The following is a 17,460-nucleotide window of genomic DNA, read 5'->3' as shown; positions in this document are numbered from 1 at the left end:
GTCACCTCTTCAAAGACGAGCGGTGACTTTGTGAAGAAAGAGCGATAATCCCATTGTTTGTTTTTTTGACTTCCTTCACACAGCAACAATCACTTTGGCTGGATTTTTGGGGCGGCCAGCATGAATCAACATCAGACTTTTCGGGATTCTTTGCAATCGTCCCTCCGCAGGACCAGCATGGAGCCAGGACCGATTCGATGAGGGGAACCTGTAACAGGTCCGCACCAATGCGGGCACGTTCGGTTGAATCTGCGTAGGGGGCTAGTCCTACTTCCCCATCCACTGTGAAAGAGAGCTGCCCTACGAACTCAAAACCTGCCTTGCTCATGCCGGCGCCGGAGGGGAGATTTTCTGGCGCATGGATGATCCAAAACCTTTTGGCGTTTTGGATTTCCTGTTCAAGGATGGATTGGAGCAAACGCGGATAAAGCCCGCGCCCCTGCCAATCTGGAAGAGTGGCGAAATCCCAGAGATAGCGATCATCCGGCGAGAGTTCGACATTGATATCGAGTTCGCCGATGGACACCTTGCTTGTGGCGAGCCAGCCATACGCAACCGGTTGACCATTCATTCGCGCAACATACGGGCGATGCCCTTTATTTATTCGGTCAGTGACTTCTGCGGGAGTGATGCGATTGATCTCGGCAAGCTCATCCCAGTCGGATGTCGGACCGGCTGTAAATCCCGGTAATGTTGAAATCGAGGGCAGGGTATCTTCAATCCAAAAGGTGGCGAATGACATTTTATTTCCTCTTTCTTCGTAGTTTTATTTCGTTCTTATTGTGTTGTTTCTCTTATGATATTTCATCCAACGAATCTACGCGTCTGCGACATGATGTATTGTTGCTAAAACAAAAGACTGTCATCTGAAACGGTCTTTTGTACGTCAAATGATGTATTCGTAGCTGCATGTGTAAAGTCGTTTCAGTTATCCGTCTACTTAGGAGTGGTTGTAGTTAATGTTAAAAGAGCATTTTCCAATAAATCAAGACCCAAATCAATGCGGCCGCCGAAAGGGTAAGGAGGGTGTAATGGATGCGCGCAGCCGCGGTCCAGAAGCGCCTGACCCAGCTGATGAGCATAAACAACGCCATCAAACCTGCCAGAATGACCATGACCGGCGGAATCGCCATCAGCAAGCCCAAGCTGGGCGGGTTTTCAAAGTACAGGCGTGGCACGCCAAAGGCGGGTAAATTATCTGTGATCAAGCTAACCAGGGTAAACAGCAAAACCAGGAGCGCAATCCCAAAGAGGGCGGCGATCCAGCGGGCCAGCTCGGGGAGCAGTTGGCGCTTCTCGCGCTTACGCAACCCGGCGAAGAAGGCAATCGGCCAGCCAATCAGAGAACCCAAAAACAGAAGCACCCCTCCGGCTGCCACCAGCTTATGGAAGGCGCTAGTCCCGTACCAAGGGGTTTTCACCAGCGCAAAGGGTTGATTGGTCAAGAGATAGGCTTGGCCCAGATCATCCGTTTTGAACACCAGGCGCGATTCCGGCTTGTTTATCAGCTGAAACAGCCCCGGTTCCACTTCTGTAGCCTGGTTCGTCACGCCGTAGGTTGTGATCAACAACCGCCCGTTGCGGCTCAGATGGACAGAAGTCGGGTTGAAAAGTGTCAGCAATTTTTCAAACGTGCTGAAGTTGCTACGCGCCGGGTAGTATTCCCCCAGATATAGCGCCATTCGGGCGGAAAAATCTGCGCCCGGTGTAGACACGGGTTGGGTTGCCGACGGGTAGTAATGGTCCATAAAAAGCTTGAAAATAATCCCGGAAGTGATTTCTCCGCGCACCGCATTAGTGGAGATAAAGACGCCTACATTCTGCTCGGGAATTAGGAACAATCCGCTGTGAAAAAGGAAAGTGTCGCCGGTGTGTGAAAGGACGCGCTGTCCGTTGATCTTGCTGCTGAAGAAACCATACGCCATCCCTTCCAGGCGCGGATCGTGTTGGAATAAGAGGCTGTGCATTTGCTTCGCACTAGCTTCGGATAGGATCTGGGCCTGTTCGTACCGGCCGTTCTGCAAGTGAGCGATCATGAACCTGGTCATGTCCGCGCCTGTGACGCTGAGAGAGCCGGCCGGGTACGGCCCCACAAACTCAAAACTGCCTTTGATGTATTCCCCGCTTACAAAATTATAGCCAGAGGAAAGATCCCCTTGGAGGTCGGCTGGCAGAGGTTGGAGGAAGGTAGCGTGGCTCATACCCAGCGGGGTGAAAATATTCTTTTCAACATATTCGGTGAAAGGCAGCCCGGAAACTCGTTCAACGATGTAAGCTGCCAGCGCTGCGCCGTAATTGGAGTAGGCTCCTAGCTTGCCGGGCGAAAAGACCCTGGCCGGGATGTGAGTTTTAAGGTATTGTCCCAAGGTTTGCATCTCTTCGGCCTTGAGCTTGAAGAGATCCTGACCGATATCTTCGAACCCGGCTGTGTGCGTCAACAGGTTTTTGAGCGTGATCGCCTGCGGGAAAGTGGTCGGAATTTTGAAATCCAGATAGGTGTTGACATCCGCGTCCAGATCCAATTTTCCCTGCTCGGCCAGTTGCATCACGGCGGTGGCGCCAAACAATTTCGCGACCGAACCCGCGCGAAAGAGCGTATGCTGCGGGTCGACCGATGTCTGGTTTTCCAAGTCAGCAAAGCCATAGCCCTTACTGAAGAGAACCTGCCCATCCTCGACCACACTCACCACCGCGCCGGGAATATGCCTAGCTGACATTTCCGCTGCCATTGCCCCGTCAAAAAAAGCCTCCACTTCAGCCGGATTGCCGAGACCGGCTGCAGCGGACGCTGAATGGGTTGGGAAAAAAACCGGTGCCCAGGTGACTGCAAGTACTAGGACTATCAGAATAGTTTTATGGAATAAACGTGTCATGGGTAGCTCTCTTTCATGGAAAATAATGTATTTACCACTAAGCAATAGGCGCTTGGGGTGGTGTGGTTAGTTCAAACTTGAGCCTGATCCATTACACCACCAACACGAGTCGAGGAGCGCCGATGCCAACGCTTGCTGATGAATATAGTGATTGCCAGACTAGCAAACCCGAATAGGAGCGGGCGTATCGTCAACCATACCGGCCAGCCAGAACCTTCAGTTAGCAACGTTCCTGGTCTGTATTCGAGGCGCTTGGCATCCAGTATTGCCGTGGCAATATTTTCCTGATGCGCCAGATCCTGTAAAGGTGCATCAAAGGCGAATCCATCGGGGTTGTCTGCATGAAGGAAAACAGTCTGGGCAGCATTTCCATTCGACTCCCACGAGTTGACTTCAACTGTTGCAAGTTGCCGAGCTTGGCTGCCTGGTACGATCAAACGGGCGATGGTCGGAACATCTTCGAAATCCCAACGAGGCACAATCTGCAAACCATATCGGGTTGTGATCCATCCTCGGGTTTCAGAGACACTTTGCAGCTTGGTGGAGTAGGTCGCGGCGTACGTGTCAAATATGGAAGCCAGTTCAAGCTCATCGACACCATCGTACAGTAATACGCCATCCGTTGGATGATCCCAGTGAAAAAGGATGTTCATTAAATCTAAAGGCGTCACGCTGACGGGAGGATATTGTTCAACCTGTGGGTTATTCACATATGCAAAGCTGGGATAGTGAATTTTCTGGGAGACGGCCTGCGCCACATCTTCCCCATTATGCCTGGCGATGTAATGAAGTACAGCGTCGATACCTGAAGTGATGCCAGCGGATGTCATGTACGTATCCCCATCCACATAGCGCACACCTCGCACCCAGTTTACGGCCGGATATAGTTGTTCTATACGTGCAATATCTTGCCAGTGTGTCGTTGCCGTGCGACCATCCAGCAATCCCGTCGCTGCGAAAACTTCTGCCCCTACACAAATGGAGAAAATGAACGATCCCTTCTCCGATTGTTGTTTGATCCAGGTTAGGACAGGTTGATTGTCCGAGCTTGTTACTTTGGGAAAAGCCGGTATCATCACAACATCGGGTGACTTGCCGAGCAGCGCATCAAGTTCAGCATAGGAGAAGTCAGGCATTACTTCCAAGCCGCCGCTGAGGGTGGTTAATTTGCGTTCGGGCGCTACGGCGTAAACATTGTAGGCTTCTGAAGCTGAGAATAACTCGTAAGGAATGAGAAAGTCAGTGATCTCGGTCTGATCGTTGCCGAGTACGATGGCGACGGTTGGTTTTGTCGGATCAAAGCTTTTTGTGACCAGTGTAGCACCATCCGCCTTTGGAACAACAGCCCAGTGTGCAGGTTTGGACGCCAGTCCTACAGTCGAACGAAACCCGATTGCTGCAAGAGCCACGATCGGTAAAATGAACGCTAGTATGTACACAACACTTCTTAGAACAACTTTGAAAAACTTTTTCATGAGGTTACTCCTGGTAAACGGCCTATGGTAATGACGACATTTCCCTTTTTGTGTCCTGCCTCGACATACTTGTGAGCCTCGGCAATCTGCTCCAGCGGATAGCTTCGATCAATGACCGCTTTTATCTTCCCTGTCTCGATCAGTCCATTGAGAAAAATTAATTCTTTGGTCTTTTCATTGGATGGTCTCAACCCTGTAGCTGCAATCCCTACCTTCTTTCCGCCTGTCATGGATGTCCACAACATTTGAAGCATAGTCGCTGGCGATGGGACCGTTGTCAGATAGATCCCATTTTCAGTTAGCGAGCCTTTACAGCGTGAAAACGGACTCTTGCCCACCGTGTCAAAAATGATGTCGTACGTCTGACCATTCTTTGTAAAATCCTCTTTGGTGTAATCAATGACCTTGTCAGCTCCCAACGATTTCACCATTTCCAAATTCGTGGTGCTGCATACCCCAGTGACATCTGCCCCGAAGTATTTGGCAAGTTGTACGGCAATGGTTCCTACCGCCCCAGATGCTCCATTGATAAGAACTTTTTGTCCGCTCTGAATATTTCCCTTATCTCTAAGGAAGGGCAAGGCTGTTAATGCCCCGTTGGGAAGAGCGGCGGCTTCCTCATAGGTGATATTGGCTGGTTTAATTGCAAGCGCCCCTTCTTCAGGCATACATATGTATTCGGCATATGTACCTAATAAGCCCAGCCCGGTATTTCCATACACCTTGTCGCTTTTCTTGAATCGTTTTACATCCTTTCCAACGGCTTCCACTTCGCCAGCCAGATAAAATCCGAGTATGGGATTTCTTGGGTTTCAAAAAACCATTAAGACCTGGGCGAGCACGTATTCCTGGATCCTCTACTGCCACTGTTGTCGCAACTATTCTTATCAATACTTCATTGTCCCTGGGGGTAGGCTTGGCTACCTCTTTTAGTTTAAGGACATCTGGTGATCCAAATTTTGTGTACACGATTGCTTTCATAAGTATTCCTCCGAGGTTGTTTTAATTTTGGCGTTATTTTTTATCGTATGTCTTTTCGAATTTCATTCTTGCGATTGAATTTTTTCGTTTCCATCTCCTTTTACAAACAATAAATTAGTCAAGATCGCGGCGACAGCAGAAGGTGAAACTCCCTTGATCAGGACCGCCTCTGCCAATTGAGGCAGCCATTTGATATCCTGCACGTCATCCACCAATAACACCCGCATTGTTTCGGGAGAAAGCGAAATGATTTGCTCCAAAAGTGCCTCGGGCTTTTTGCCCGCCAGGGCGAGATCCAGTAACAGGATCCTTGGTTTTATGTCTTCAATCCTTTGCACAACATGTTCCATAGTCCTCACTATCTCCACTTTTTCGATCTGGGGAATGGCTTTTAGTAAAGCCTCCAGTCCATCCGCCAGGGGAATTGAGCGGGTTGCAATAACGACGATCGAGATCTGTTTGTTCATTTTCTGATTCTGTCCTATGTTCAACAGTTTATCGTTTTGGGATTCATCCCACATCGGCGGATAGATGGACTTGGGATAGGACAAATGATGTATTCATCCCACGAAAACAAAAAACCACTTCATCGGTGGTTTTTTGTACAACAATGATCTTATTGGAGTCCGCTTGAAATTTTAGTAAAATATTTTCAATTGAAATTCAACCGCACGCCCAGCTCAACTCAATATTGGCTTGCAAACTTATAAAACAAGGTAAGCCATTCTTCCGTAGGGATGCCATACTCAATACCATTGCGGACAATTACCAAATTCTTTTGAGGTGACACATAAATAAATTGTCCCTTGTTTCCGTACGCTGTAAAGTCGTAGGAATCTTCGGCGCGCGTCATTCCCCACCACATATATTTGTAATATCCCTGCCCAGGTAAGGTTGCAAACCATTTGGGGTAATAATCAGTATAGTTTTTGGGCAGCAACTGCTGGGTTGATTCATTCACCCAGGCTTCTGGAATGACCTGGTTACCCTGCCAACGACCGCCATTGAGGAAGAGAACTCCAAACTTGGCAAAATCTATTGCACGGGCATTCACGCCCGTCTCCATCTTCTCGAAATCACTGGTTTTACTATCGATAGACCACGAACCATCAAACTCCATCCCCAGCTTGTCCCAGATCCTAGTTTGCATATAGGTGGTGACTGGCATACCTGTGGCGCGCTCAAGAATCATTCCGAGAAGCTGCGGATGATATTTGTTATATTGGAAATGCAATCCTGGTGGATCAATAATTTGAGTGTTCTCGAGAGCGATTTTACGTTGATCGGGATAATACGATGTCAGGATATCATCGCTGTTAAAGAGTAGAGGACGAAACTCCTTATACTCCAAACCTGATGACATCAATAGCAGGTCGCGGATTTTAATTTCATTGAAGCGCGGATCGCGTTTGGCGAGTTCAGGAAGGTAGGTTGTAATTGAGTCATCCACACTTTTGATATAGCCTTCTTGAATGGCGATACCGATCAATGCAGAGGTAAAGGATTTAGCGCCTGAGAAAGAGGTAACGATTGAATCCCGCTGCGTGTTATTGAAGTAGTTTTCATAGACGACAGTCCCATCTTTTATCACAATAAATGCCTGTGTGTGATTTGCTTCAAGAAAGCTATTCCAATTCGTGGCACCAGATAGCTGTTGGAATACTTCATCAACGCGCGGGTCCTGCTTAACATCGAAAAGAAAAGGTATTGGGGTAGCGTGAAGTGGGTGATCAGGGAATTTTTGCCAATCAAACACATCCGAAGCCTGCCAAAACAAAGTACGATAAACGTATTCAGGGGGATAAATTATTAAAGCCGCCGCAACGGCGAGCAAAATTACCCCAACAACAACGATGACCGATCTGCCGAACACATTATTTAAGTTCATATTAGTTTTTCCTTCACTAATGGTGCCAAAGCTCAGCCTTTTGTTTCCCAATATGGAGCGGAGTGCAATAACGACGATCGTGATCTGTTTGTTCATTGTTTATTCTGTCCTATATTCAACAGTTTATCGTTTTGGACTTCATCTCACATCGGCGAATCGTTGGACTTGGAATAGGACAAATGATGTATTCCTCCAAAACAAAAAAACCACCTCATCAGCGGTTTTTTTTTGTTTGATACGACAACGGTTTATGTCTTTACAGCGAAGCCAGTCCTTCTTTCAAAGCATACAATGCGGCCAGTGTGCGGTTTGCGAGCTGCAGTTTCGCGAGGATATGGCTAACATGCGTGCGAACCGTCTTTTCGCTGACCACCAGTTTCTCAGCAATTTCATCATTGGTCAGGCCCTGCGCCACGAGTTGCAGGATCTCCACTTCCCGTTCCGTCAGCGGATCTTTTGTGGGCGGTAATTTTGGCGGTTGGTTTATTTCGCGCATCACCTTTGATGCAATACTCGGTGAGAGGAAGCCCTCGCCGCGCGCCACACTGTGAATGGCTTGCAATAAATCCTGAGGGGACGATTCCTTGAGCAAATATCCCAAAGCGCCATTGCGAATCGCGGAGAATACCTTTTCATCATCAGAGAACGAAGTTAACACGATAATTTTCGCTTCAGACCAACTTTTCCTGATCTCGATGATTGCTTCCAATCCATCCATATGCGGCATGACCATGTCAAGCAGGATCACGTCTGGTTTGAGAGCGCGCACTTTACTGACAGCCTGCAACCCATCATTCGCTTCACCGACCAGTTCGAGGCTTGGTTCTGTTGCGAGCAGGGCACGCAGTCCCTCACGGACAATGGCGTGGTCATCGGCGATAAAAATTCGAATCGTTTCCGTCATTTTTCACTCTCCTTACCAATAATTGATATTTCGCAAAAGTGTGTAAATTACTCTTTCCATTATTACACCGCAACAAAGCCGACACATTAATTCAAGTAGGATCGACCACTATTTTGACACTCGTGCCCTTTTCTGGAGTTGATGCGATCTCCAGCCGTGCCTTAAGTTTCTGCGCGCGGTCTTTTAAATTTGCTAATCCCATTCCGCCCGTTTCACCGGTCGATTGAACATCAAAACCTTTGCCATTATCCACTACCTGGAGTTCTACAATTCCATCCTTTGCGCACAAAGACACTGTCATTTTTGTGGCAACCGCATGTTTCAGAGAATTATTTAACGCTTCGTGTGCCATGTAAAAAAGACCCTCTTCAACCAGCGCCGGCAGTCTGTCTACATTCTCAACGATCAAGTTTGCATCCACGCCTGCGCGTTTTTCCACTGCATCCAGGCGATGTTGAAGTGCTTTTGCCAATCCCTCCCGCTCCAGGACGGGCAGGCGCAATTCAAACAGAAGCAAACGCATTTCCTTGAGGGATTGCTGGGAGAGCTCGCCCAAGCGTTCTGTCTGGGCAATGACTTGATCCATCTGTCCGCTTTGAGCGAGGCGCCGGGTGGCTTCTGCTATCAGTGTGAGACTAAATAAGGTTTGCGTAACAGAATCATGCAAGTCACGCGCCAGACGCTGCCGTTCCTCGATGGCGCTTTGGGCTTGTGCTTCAGCTAAAACAACGCGGCTGGTGATATCCACCACGGCACCAATCTGGTGAAGCGGTCGTTTGTCGTTATCATCGTAAATAAAATAACCACGATCAATGACAAAAGCATAAGTCTCATCGGCGCGGAGAAAACGATATTCGTCAGTCCAGTAATCTTCTTTGGCAACGTGGGCGTCAGTAATACTCTTAATTACCCTGTCCTTGTCCTCGGGGTGAATATGCTCCTCCCACCAGGCATGTTTTTGAACACTATCACCTTCATAACCAAATAGGGAATACAAACCATGATTCCAGCTTGTTACCCCCGCAACCATGTCCCAATCATAGATCGCATCGGCAGACACTTTTGCAACGAGTACTAATTTTTCCTCGTCAGTGAGTGCCCGCTTTGATGCAAGCTCCGCTTTTCGTGTGGACGACTGTAATTTATTCCGCATTTTGGAGCATTATACTCCGAATAAACTTAACATTCATGTTGGCGAAAAAAAGACCGCTCTGAGAGCGGTCTTGCGTACGTCATTTGACGGAGAGATATGGACTAGGGTTTGTCAGCCATTTCGTATCAGCATTGATAGCACCATCCAGTGTTTTCAGAAAGGCAATGATCTGGGCGAGTTGTGTATCGGACAGCTTCAGAGGTTCCAATTCGCTGTGACCGGCAGGTGCTTCAGGCGCAGTGTTGTAATGGTTAACCACTTCCTCGAGTGTGGTGAATTGACCGCATGCATGAAAGGTCCACGTGCGCTGACATTGCGAAGTGAGGGTGGTTTGAATTGGCGTTCCTGTTGGTGTGCATCGATCACCAGGAAGTTGAGCTCAGAACATTGATCAGGCTGGGCATCGCTGTAAATACTCAGACAGTTGAATTCATCTGCAACGACTTGCTCTGGCACCTTTGGCACGACCGGCATCTTCTGGCAGATCCTGCGTGGATGGGACACCTGTGTTGTGAAAATCGTTGTTTGTGAACAAGGGCCCGTTATGGCAGTTGGTGCAGTGTGCTTCGCCGATGAAGAGTTTCAAGCCTGCGATTTCATCAGATGTCAGAATCTGGTTGGCAGACTTGTAATCTTCCTTGAGCACTGCATCCACGTATTGATCGAATCGAGATTCACCTGGGATGAGATGCCGTTCATACGCTGCAATGGATTTACCCATGTTGACGTAGATACGTGTCACCGCTTCTTTATCTTGAGGCGACATGGCATCCCAATTCACAGCGGCCTCCGGGTCCGCTACGGGACCGGCATTCAGCGGCAGGCTGGAAAGATCAGGCAGAGGTCCGAAAAGAGCCGTGTATTCATCCGCATAATATTCAGCGACGAGATGGGCATATAGAGTGCGGTTGCCGCCATGTTCCACAGCACTTTCCATCGGACCGAGCGCCTGCGCCCATTGACTGTCCTTGCGCCCATCCCAGAACAACCAGGGACTGTAGGCAGTGCCGATGATCGTCATTGTGCGGCGGGTTGTGGTGCCGACGCCGTGTGCCAGCGGTGTGCCATCCTGAAATTGTTTCTCGGGGAGGTGACAGGTGGCGCACGCAACTTCTCCGTTGGAACTAAAGCGTGTGTCGAAGAATAATTTTTGACCGAACGCCGCTGCTTCAGAATCATCCGCATATTTGTTGGATGGGTCGGCCGGCAGGGATGGCAGACTGCCGATCCACAAGCCGCGCAAGGTGGTGAGGTCGTCTTTGCTCCAACGCGTTTCACCGAAAGCGGTGCAGGCGTTGATGAACAACGAAATGCCGATGAGTATGAGTAAGGCGGGAAGATAATTTTTTAGTTTCACAGGAACACCTCTTGTCGAATCCCAAGGGTTTCAGGCTCTTGGGATTTTGACTTATTGCTTCAACATCATATTGAAATGCACGCTATCGGTTTGTCCATTTGCTGTGACGTTGAAATCCATCACCCACCAGCCGCCCATTTGGAATTTCATGCCATCCACGAGATAATCGCCATTCCCAAGATTTTTGGTAACGCGGGGCTGGGTTGGCAGACCATGCCCATGTTGCGGCATATCGCCATCCAAGGTGATGGTGGCATTCTCCACAGGTTGACCGTCTGGGGTTTCGATGTGGAGAGTCCATTGATGCAGCTGGTTGACGGGAACAGTTCCCGTGGAAGCGATGTACGAAACATTGAACAAGCCGTTTTCCGAAAAGCGCGTGGTGGAATAATCCAAATCGGTGGGAACTTCACTGTTCATTTGTGCCATCATCATATTCATGGCAATCATGTAGATGAGCACGAGTCCGCCGAGCGTGCCAGAGGTCCAGATCAGTGCCCGGACGAGTTTTGATTTTGAGTTGGGTTGTTTCATTTTGTTCTCCTGTAAATTTTTTCTTATCATACCGATACAGCGTCATGTACACATCGGCGTTTAGATGGAGTTCATATCAAACAAAAGACGCTTTTCTGGCGATCTTCTGTATGACAAATGTTGTAGATTACTTGCCTGTGCGATGGCCGCCAATCACTTTCCGTGTGTCGTCCACCGTAATGAAGGCACCGGGATCTACTTCATGGATATTCTTGAGCAGTCCGTCCAGATGCTTGCGTTCTGCAATCGTGCCGACAATGCACACGGGTCCTGATGCACCAATACCCTGAAACTGGGTCACACCATAACCAGCGGCGCGGATAGCCTCGGCTACCTGAGTGCTTTTTGTCAACGAAATGGTATGCACTTCCACTGACCCGAACGCCAGGCGGTTCTCGATCCACATTCCCAGCCAGGTGCCAACGCTGTATCCCAGCGCATATCCGGCGATATTCCATGGGTTATCGAGGTGACCCATGACTCGTCCCATTGCCGTGATCCAGATCGTGACTTCCAGTAGCCCCAACAGCGTTGCCCATGTTCGCACGCCGCGCACCATCAAGACCGTTTTCAGAGTTCCGATCGGGACATCCGTGAGACGCAGCCCAAAGATGAGAAGCGCACCTCCCATTGATTCCCATGGTGCAATCTGAAATACTTTTGTGAGCATACTGGCAATCATCTCTAGATTTGAAATGATGAGACTGACGGCTCCTAGTGTGACGACCATGCCCGATAAAAGATGTTTCTGTTTCCACATAATAGGATTGGCGATTGGTGATTTGATCATCTGTATCATTGTTTTTCTCTCCTTTAATTTTTTATTTACCCCTACGATACAATATTGGCGAAGGAAACACATCGGCGGAGAGATGGGATGTACTTAAAACAAAAGACCGCTTTCATAGCGGTCTTTTGTACGACAAATGATGGATACTAATCGGATGGTTACGAGGTGATTTCGAAGGTATTAGGACTACCCGACTGACAGTCGCGGCGGAAGGCCTTGCAGAAAAAGCAACAACAATCGATGTTATATGAATTGCTCCTGATTGGCACTAAAAAATGTAGACACAACTTATTGATTTCAGCGGTTCAAATTCAACCTCTTATTTCTAACAGAGCACGAAAAACATGTCTAATTGTGTATACCTCTGTCCTTAGGACTGTACACAATTGAATAAGGCTGTTATTTAAATTCGACCAAAATGTGTCTAGTCCTCCCAAAAGACATCATTTAAATTGTAATCACCATTTTTTATGGTGTCCAGTTTCATATATACAAAATAAGAGTTTGGCTATTCAAAGTAGGCTAAAGCAAATAAATAGGTTTTCTTCAAGACCTAAACACAATAACTACGGAAAAAGGATAGTTTTGTCAACTGATTTAATCCTGTAAGTATGTTATTGGAAAAATCAAACCGTAAACCAAGCCGGGCGCTCAGCAATGACAATATTATAAATTGGGCAATCAGGGGTATGAGCACCCGGCAAGTATCCCGTGCTCATTAGAAATTCTTTGACTATCTCCCCTCCGGTAAATACAAATGTATGTTTAAATAGTTTGGTCCAGTTTTCTAAAGTTTGTGGATGATGGCTATCTAACCACCTTTTGAAAGAACCATATTCATTACGCAAAACTTGGATGCGTCGAGCATTTTCAATAGCAGCGTTAACCTTCAGGCGGTTCCGAATTATGCCAGCATCACTTAACAACCGGAGCCGATCCGTTTCATCATAGGATGCGATTTTATCAATATCAAAAAGACTATACGCAGCACGAAAGTTGTCGGCTTTCTTCAATATCGTTATCCAAGAAAGCCCAGCCTGGTTGATTTCCAAGATCAACCGCTCAAATAATAAATTATCGTCTTGAAGGGGAAAACCATATTGTGTCTCGTGATAAACCTTATTAAACGTATCTTCAGCGTGAGAATTACAATATTCGCAGTAAGAGGTCATACTGTTATTTTACTATTACCCCGAAAAAACGTGGTATCGAGAATCACAAACCATTGTCATGCCAGGACCAAAAAACTGTTAAATTTCAGGTCAAAATTGACCCGTCGGCGCTTGAAAAGACACATTACGGGAATATTACTCTAAATTCTAAGAAAAACTTAGCCTTAGCAAGCGCGGCACCTGGTCGATGTTAGTTTTTAGCCTTGCTGCAAACAAATATTTTCCTGGAATTCAAACAACCATATTCCTGGAAACAAGGAGTATGGTTGTTTTGTTATAGATAAAAATTCTTTATGTGATTTAAATATAAAGGAGCAATTCTCGATTTTGTTTTCCATCAAGCTTGGAGCAATGAGCGGGAGAATTATTTTCCGGTCAATATTTTCACAGCACCTATCATTGTATACGGGTATAAATTCCCTTTACAATGATAGGTGCTGCGCTGAAGATATTATGTGATGCTATAGCTTTTAACATTTACCGAAACCACCATTTGGCTGGCGACGTTGTTATTTGTTTGTGTAAAATGACTCAACTGCCCGTTGGGCTGGTTGACTGTCATTGAGTAAAGCCCGCTCAAACTTGTGTTAATCATCTGGTTGCCTTGACATGACAACCCTGGCGATTTGATTTTTCTGGTAAACCCCAAAATTTTTGGATGTTAGTCTTATAATTGATTCATGTCTACGACAATTTTAGCCACAAAACTTTATACCCCCCTACCTCGGCCTAAAATTGTCCTGCGCCCTCGCCTGATCGAACGGCTGAACGAGGGACTCTCTTCGGGGCGCAAGTTGACTCTTATCTCAGCATCAGCCGGCTTTGGTAAAACCACGCTGGTCAGCGAATGGATCGCCTGTTGTGAGCGACCAGTCACCTGGCTATCACTGGATGAAGGAGATAACGACCCTGCACGCTTTCTGATTTATCTCGTCACTGCTTTGCAGTCGATTGTGGCGAATATTGGAACAGGGGTGTTGGGTGCGCTCCAATCTCATCAGCCGCCATCCATCGAATCGATTCTAACAGCCCTGCTCAATGAAATCACCACCATCTCGGACAATTTCGTCCTCGTCCTAGACGATTATCACATTATTGATTCCAAACCAGTAGACAACGCACTCACCTTTCTGCTTGAGCATCTGCCACCACAGATGCACTTGGTCATCGCCACCCGTGAGGATCCACAGCTACCTCTGTCCCGATTACGCGCCCGGGGCCAATTGACCGAACTGCGCGCCGCAGACTTGCGTTTTACTCCCGCTGAAGCCGCTGAATTTCTCAACCAGATGATGGGACTGAATCTCTCAGCTGAAGACATCGCCGCACTGGAAACCCGCACCGAAGGCTGGATTGCCGGCCTGCAATTTGCCGCAATTTCCATGCAGGGACATCAAGATACCGCCAGCTTCGTCAAATCGTTTACCGGCAGCCACTATTTTGTGCTGGATTATCTGGTGGAAGAAGTCCTGCAACAGCAGTCAGAAACAATCCAGACTTTCCTGCTGCACACATCCATCCTTGAGCGCCTGTGCGGTTCTCTTTGTGACGCTGTTCTGCTCAACCCCTCTGCTTCCGGGCAGGAAACCCTGGAATATCTCGAACGCGCCAACCTGTTCATAGTCCCTTTGGATAACGAGCGACGTTGGTACCGCTATCACCATCTCTTTGGCGATTTGCTGCGGCAACGACTACAACGAAGCAGCACTTTATCTAGTGAGAAAGAACAGGGGGGTGTGCACGAATTGCACAGACACGCGAGCGAGTGGTATGAGCATAATGGTTCGGCGGCTGATGCCATCCGCCACGCGCTGGCTGCAGAGGATTTCGCGCGAGCCGCGGACCTGATCGAGTTGGCATTTCCAGCCATGAGCCGCGAACGTCAGTTCGCAACCTTGCTGGGCTGGCTAAAGTTGCTACCCGACGAGGTGGTTCGTGTCAGGCCCGTACTCTGTTATGAGTATGCCTTCTCCTCAATGTCCTGCGGTGAAAATGAAAGCGTGGAGCCCCGCTTGCAGGATGCCGAACGGTGGTTCAACATGGGAGAGCGACCAGAATCTCAACCTGTGGGAATGGTTGTCGCAGATCAGGAGGAATTTCGCCGTCTGCCTGGTTTGATTGCCCTGACCCGTGGAGGACAAGCCTTGGGGCGGGGCGATATGCCCGAAACCGTGAAATATGCCCAACGGGTGCTCGATCTCGCGCCTGAAAGGGATTATCTGATGCTCGGTGGGGCGGCCGCGCAATTGGGTCTCGTCGCATGGACGAGTGGGGATCTCGACACCGCCCGCCGAATGACTGCCGAAGGTATGGAGAATTTGCAACTAGGCGGATACATCTCTCCCGTCATTGGTTGCGCCATCACCCTGGCGGATATACAGATTACGCAAGGCGATCTCCACAAGGCAATGACCACCTATGAGCGGGGATTGCATTGGGCAACGAGGGCAGGCGCGCCAACGCTTGCCGTGCAGGGAGCGGCCGACATGCATGTGGGCATGAGCAGCCTTCACTATGAACATAACGATCTGGAGACTGCCACACAATGCCTGCTAACAAGTCAGGCTCTGGGTGAGCTTGCCGGGTTGCCGCAAAACCCATATCGCTGGTGCGCGGCGATGGCACGCATACGACAAGCGCAAGGGGATTTGGATGGCGCGATTCAACTGCTCGAGGAGGCTGAGCGCGTATACGATGGCAACTTCTCCCCGAATGTGCGCCCGGTCGCGACGCGGAAGGTTCGGGTGTGGCTGGCGCAAGGCCGGTTGGGTGAAGCCCTGGACTGGGCGCGCCAGCAGGGATTGTCCGCTGAGAACGAACTGAGTTACCTGCGCGAGTTCGATCACATCGCCCTGGCAAGGGTGCTCCTAGCCCGCTATCAAAGCGACCGTGCAGATGTCTCCATTTCTGGGGCAGTGGGGCTGTTGGAGCGTCTGCTTAAAGCAGCGGAAGAAGGCGGGAGGATGGGAAGCGTGATCGAAATTCTGGTATTGCAGGCACTTGCCCATCAAGCACAAGGCGACCTCCCTGCTGCTCTTTTGCCTCTGCAACATGCTCTTGCGTTGGCTGAGCCAGAGGGCTACGTCCGGATGTTCCTTGACGAAGGCCCAAGCATGATGCAACTGCTTCGCGAAGCTTCCGCGCGTGAAATCATGCCAGACTACACAGACAAGCTACTGGCAGCATTTGAAGCTGAGAAGCGAAAAAGCGAAGACAAACCTGATCTACCTCCCACCCAGCCCCTTATTGACCCATTGAGCCAACGCGAGTTAAAAATACTACAACTCATTGCCCAGGGACTCTCGAATCGTGAGATTGGCGAGAGGCTTTTCCTCGCCCTGGACACGATCAAAGGGCATAACCGCAAAATTTTTGACAAACTCCAAGTTCAAAGCCGCACCGAAGCTATCGCCCGCGCCCGCGAACTGGGTTTGTTGTAAGTATCTATTTTCCTCGACATTTCCCCAATAACTAAATATAACACCGATAGCCCACACTAAAGTGTCTGTTCGTTAACACTGTGTTGGGCATATTATGCTTGTACATTCCCGTGCAAACATCGGGACCAGGAACAAGTGGCACGGACTGTAATGACCGGCCACAACAGGTACAAGGTGATGTCAAACGAACTCGAACCCAAACCAACTCCAAGTCAACCCGTGGTCTATCAGATCAGACTCAAGGGCCATTTGAGTTCTCAATGGGCGGACTGGTTTGAGGGCTTAACCATCACGATGGAAGAGGACGGCAACACGCTTCTAACCGGCCCGTTGGTTGACCAGTCCGCGTTACATGGGTTGCTAAAAAAAGTCCGTGATTTGGGAATGCCATTGGTCTCGGTCAGTCAAGTCCAACTCAATGAAACTCATCCATATCGTTCAAATAAGGAGATAAAAATGAACACGACCGAAGGAAGTCCCCATGGGACAACCAAATCGATTGCCGGAATAGACCCAAGAGTAAAACTTTCGTTGTTATGGATATTTGTAGTACTGCTTATGGTTTATGCGGATATTGTTTCTTTACTGGATCCCACGTCTCCAATCCGCGAAGTAATGGCGGGAGCTCCATTGCCTGCAGGCGGTTTGATGGCGGGCGCAATATTAATGATAACTTCAATTTCCATGGTTGTGCTGTCCTGGTTATTGAGCTACAAAGTAAATCGCTGGGTAAGCATCATCATTGGTGCATACATGATTGTTCATATCGTTATAGGCGGGCACGGTTTGTATTATGTATTGTTTGAAACAGTGGAAGTTGCGTGCATATTACTAACTATCTGGTTTACCTGGAAGTGGAAACCAGTAGTTGAACCTATTTGAGCAAAGTAAAA

General features: G+C 48.6%; 14 protein-coding genes and 1 pseudogene. 2 read left to right on the top strand and 13 right to left on the bottom strand.

Annotation, left to right across the window (positions count from 1 at the left end):
* Position 1: 1 nt before the first annotated feature.
* From IPI86_RS04240 to IPI86_RS04180, 13 genes and pseudogenes are all read right to left on the bottom strand, one after another.
* Entirely contained in the window at positions 2-742 is a 741-nt protein-coding gene (locus IPI86_RS04240) for a GNAT family N-acetyltransferase (protein ID WP_345296740.1), read from the bottom strand.
* Between the two features lie 220 nt (positions 743-962).
* Positions 963-2,873, bottom strand: coding sequence for a serine hydrolase (locus tag IPI86_RS04235; protein WP_345296739.1), 1,911 nt, complete (start codon positions 2,871-2,873; stop codon positions 963-965).
* A 71-nt stretch (positions 2,874-2,944) separates the two neighbouring features.
* Positions 2,945-4,348, bottom strand: a complete 1,404-nt coding sequence (locus tag IPI86_RS04230; protein WP_345296738.1) for a DJ-1/PfpI family protein — start codon at positions 4,346-4,348, stop codon at positions 2,945-2,947.
* Positions 4,345-5,329 (bottom strand): annotated as a pseudogene (locus IPI86_RS04225) (NAD(P)-dependent alcohol dehydrogenase). The gene IPI86_RS04230 and the pseudogene IPI86_RS04225 overlap by 4 nt, the downstream one beginning before the upstream one ends.
* A 62-nt stretch (positions 5,330-5,391) precedes the next feature.
* Positions 5,392-5,796 carry a hypothetical protein gene (locus tag IPI86_RS04220; protein ID WP_345296737.1) on the bottom strand — a complete coding sequence of 135 codons (405 nt, stop codon included), beginning with the start codon at positions 5,794-5,796 and terminating at the stop codon, positions 5,392-5,394.
* Between the two features lie 218 nt (positions 5,797-6,014).
* Entirely contained in the window at positions 6,015-7,313 is a 1,299-nt protein-coding gene (locus IPI86_RS04215) for a serine hydrolase (protein WP_345296736.1), read from the bottom strand.
* A 160-nt stretch (positions 7,314-7,473) separates the two neighbouring features.
* Positions 7,474-8,121 (bottom strand): response regulator transcription factor, encoded by a 648-nt coding sequence (locus IPI86_RS04210; RefSeq protein WP_345296735.1) that lies wholly within the window; start codon positions 8,119-8,121, stop codon positions 7,474-7,476.
* Positions 8,122-8,212: 91 nt separating this feature from the next.
* Positions 8,213-9,274 carry a PAS domain-containing protein gene (locus IPI86_RS04205; protein WP_345296734.1) on the bottom strand — a complete coding sequence of 354 codons (1,062 nt, stop codon included), beginning with the start codon at positions 9,272-9,274 and terminating at the stop codon, positions 8,213-8,215.
* Between the two features lie 195 nt (positions 9,275-9,469).
* On the bottom strand, positions 9,470-9,739 hold the full coding sequence (locus IPI86_RS04200) for a hypothetical protein (RefSeq protein WP_345296733.1): 270 nt from the start codon (positions 9,737-9,739) through the stop codon (positions 9,470-9,472).
* Positions 9,705-10,631, bottom strand: coding sequence for a cytochrome c peroxidase (locus tag IPI86_RS04195; RefSeq protein WP_345296732.1), 927 nt, complete (start codon positions 10,629-10,631; stop codon positions 9,705-9,707). The genes IPI86_RS04200 and IPI86_RS04195 overlap by 35 nt, the downstream gene beginning before the upstream one ends.
* Positions 10,632-10,682: 51 nt before the next feature.
* A complete protein-coding gene (locus IPI86_RS04190) occupies positions 10,683-11,165 on the bottom strand; it encodes a FixH family protein (protein ID WP_345296731.1) in 483 nt (160 codons plus the stop codon).
* Positions 11,166-11,292: 127 nt separating this feature from the next.
* On the bottom strand, positions 11,293-11,964 hold the full coding sequence (locus IPI86_RS04185) for a DUF2179 domain-containing protein (protein ID WP_345296730.1): 672 nt from the start codon (positions 11,962-11,964) through the stop codon (positions 11,293-11,295).
* A 617-nt stretch (positions 11,965-12,581) separates the two neighbouring features.
* Positions 12,582-13,127 (bottom strand): DNA-3-methyladenine glycosylase I, encoded by a 546-nt coding sequence (locus IPI86_RS04180; protein ID WP_345296729.1) that lies wholly within the window; start codon positions 13,125-13,127, stop codon positions 12,582-12,584.
* 680 nt (positions 13,128-13,807) lie between these two features.
* On the opposite strand from IPI86_RS04180, the gene IPI86_RS04175 reads away from it, so the two are divergent.
* A complete protein-coding gene (locus IPI86_RS04175; protein ID WP_345296728.1) occupies positions 13,808-16,567 on the top strand; it encodes a LuxR C-terminal-related transcriptional regulator in 2,760 nt (919 codons plus the stop codon).
* Between the two features lie 177 nt (positions 16,568-16,744).
* A complete protein-coding gene (locus IPI86_RS04170) occupies positions 16,745-17,449 on the top strand; it encodes a DUF6326 family protein (RefSeq protein WP_345296727.1) in 705 nt (234 codons plus the stop codon).
* Positions 17,450-17,460 lie beyond the last annotated feature (11 nt).

The organism is Candidatus Villigracilis affinis, from assembly GCF_016705895.1.
Classification (GTDB): Bacteria; Chloroflexota; Anaerolineae; order Anaerolineales; family Villigracilaceae; genus Villigracilis; species Villigracilis affinis.
Note: the sequence above shows the minus strand (reverse complement) of the source record. Positions and strands in the feature narration are given on the sequence as shown.

Bases quoted from the DNA above. Each gene is read 5' to 3' on its own strand.
- IPI86_RS04220 (WP_345296737.1), bottom strand. From the start codon at position 5,796: ATGAACAAACAGATCTCGATCGTCGTTATTGCAACCCGCTCAATTCCC.
- IPI86_RS04230 (WP_345296738.1), bottom strand. From the start codon at position 4,348: ATGAAAAAGTTTTTCAAAGTTGTTCTAAGAAGTGTTGTGTACATACTA.
- IPI86_RS04240 (WP_345296740.1), bottom strand. From the start codon at position 742: ATGTCATTCGCCACCTTTTGGATTGAAGATACCCTGCCCTCGATTTCA.
- IPI86_RS04235 (WP_345296739.1), bottom strand. From the start codon at position 2,873: ATGACACGTTTATTCCATAAAACTATTCTGATAGTCCTAGTACTTGCA.
- IPI86_RS04170 (WP_345296727.1), top strand. From the start codon at position 16,745: ATGTCAAACGAACTCGAACCCAAACCAACTCCAAGTCAACCCGTGGTC.
- IPI86_RS04215 (WP_345296736.1), bottom strand. From the start codon at position 7,313: ATGAACAAACAGATCACGATCGTCGTTATTGCACTCCGCTCCATATTG.
- IPI86_RS04180 (WP_345296729.1), bottom strand. From the start codon at position 13,127: ATGACCTCTTACTGCGAATATTGTAATTCTCACGCTGAAGATACGTTT.
- IPI86_RS04210 (WP_345296735.1), bottom strand. From the start codon at position 8,121: ATGACGGAAACGATTCGAATTTTTATCGCCGATGACCACGCCATTGTC.
- IPI86_RS04205 (WP_345296734.1), bottom strand. From the start codon at position 9,274: ATGCGGAATAAATTACAGTCGTCCACACGAAAAGCGGAGCTTGCATCA.
- IPI86_RS04175 (WP_345296728.1), top strand. From the start codon at position 13,808: ATGTCTACGACAATTTTAGCCACAAAACTTTATACCCCCCTACCTCGG.
- IPI86_RS04185 (WP_345296730.1), bottom strand. From the start codon at position 11,964: ATGATACAGATGATCAAATCACCAATCGCCAATCCTATTATGTGGAAA.
- IPI86_RS04190 (WP_345296731.1), bottom strand. From the start codon at position 11,165: ATGAAACAACCCAACTCAAAATCAAAACTCGTCCGGGCACTGATCTGG.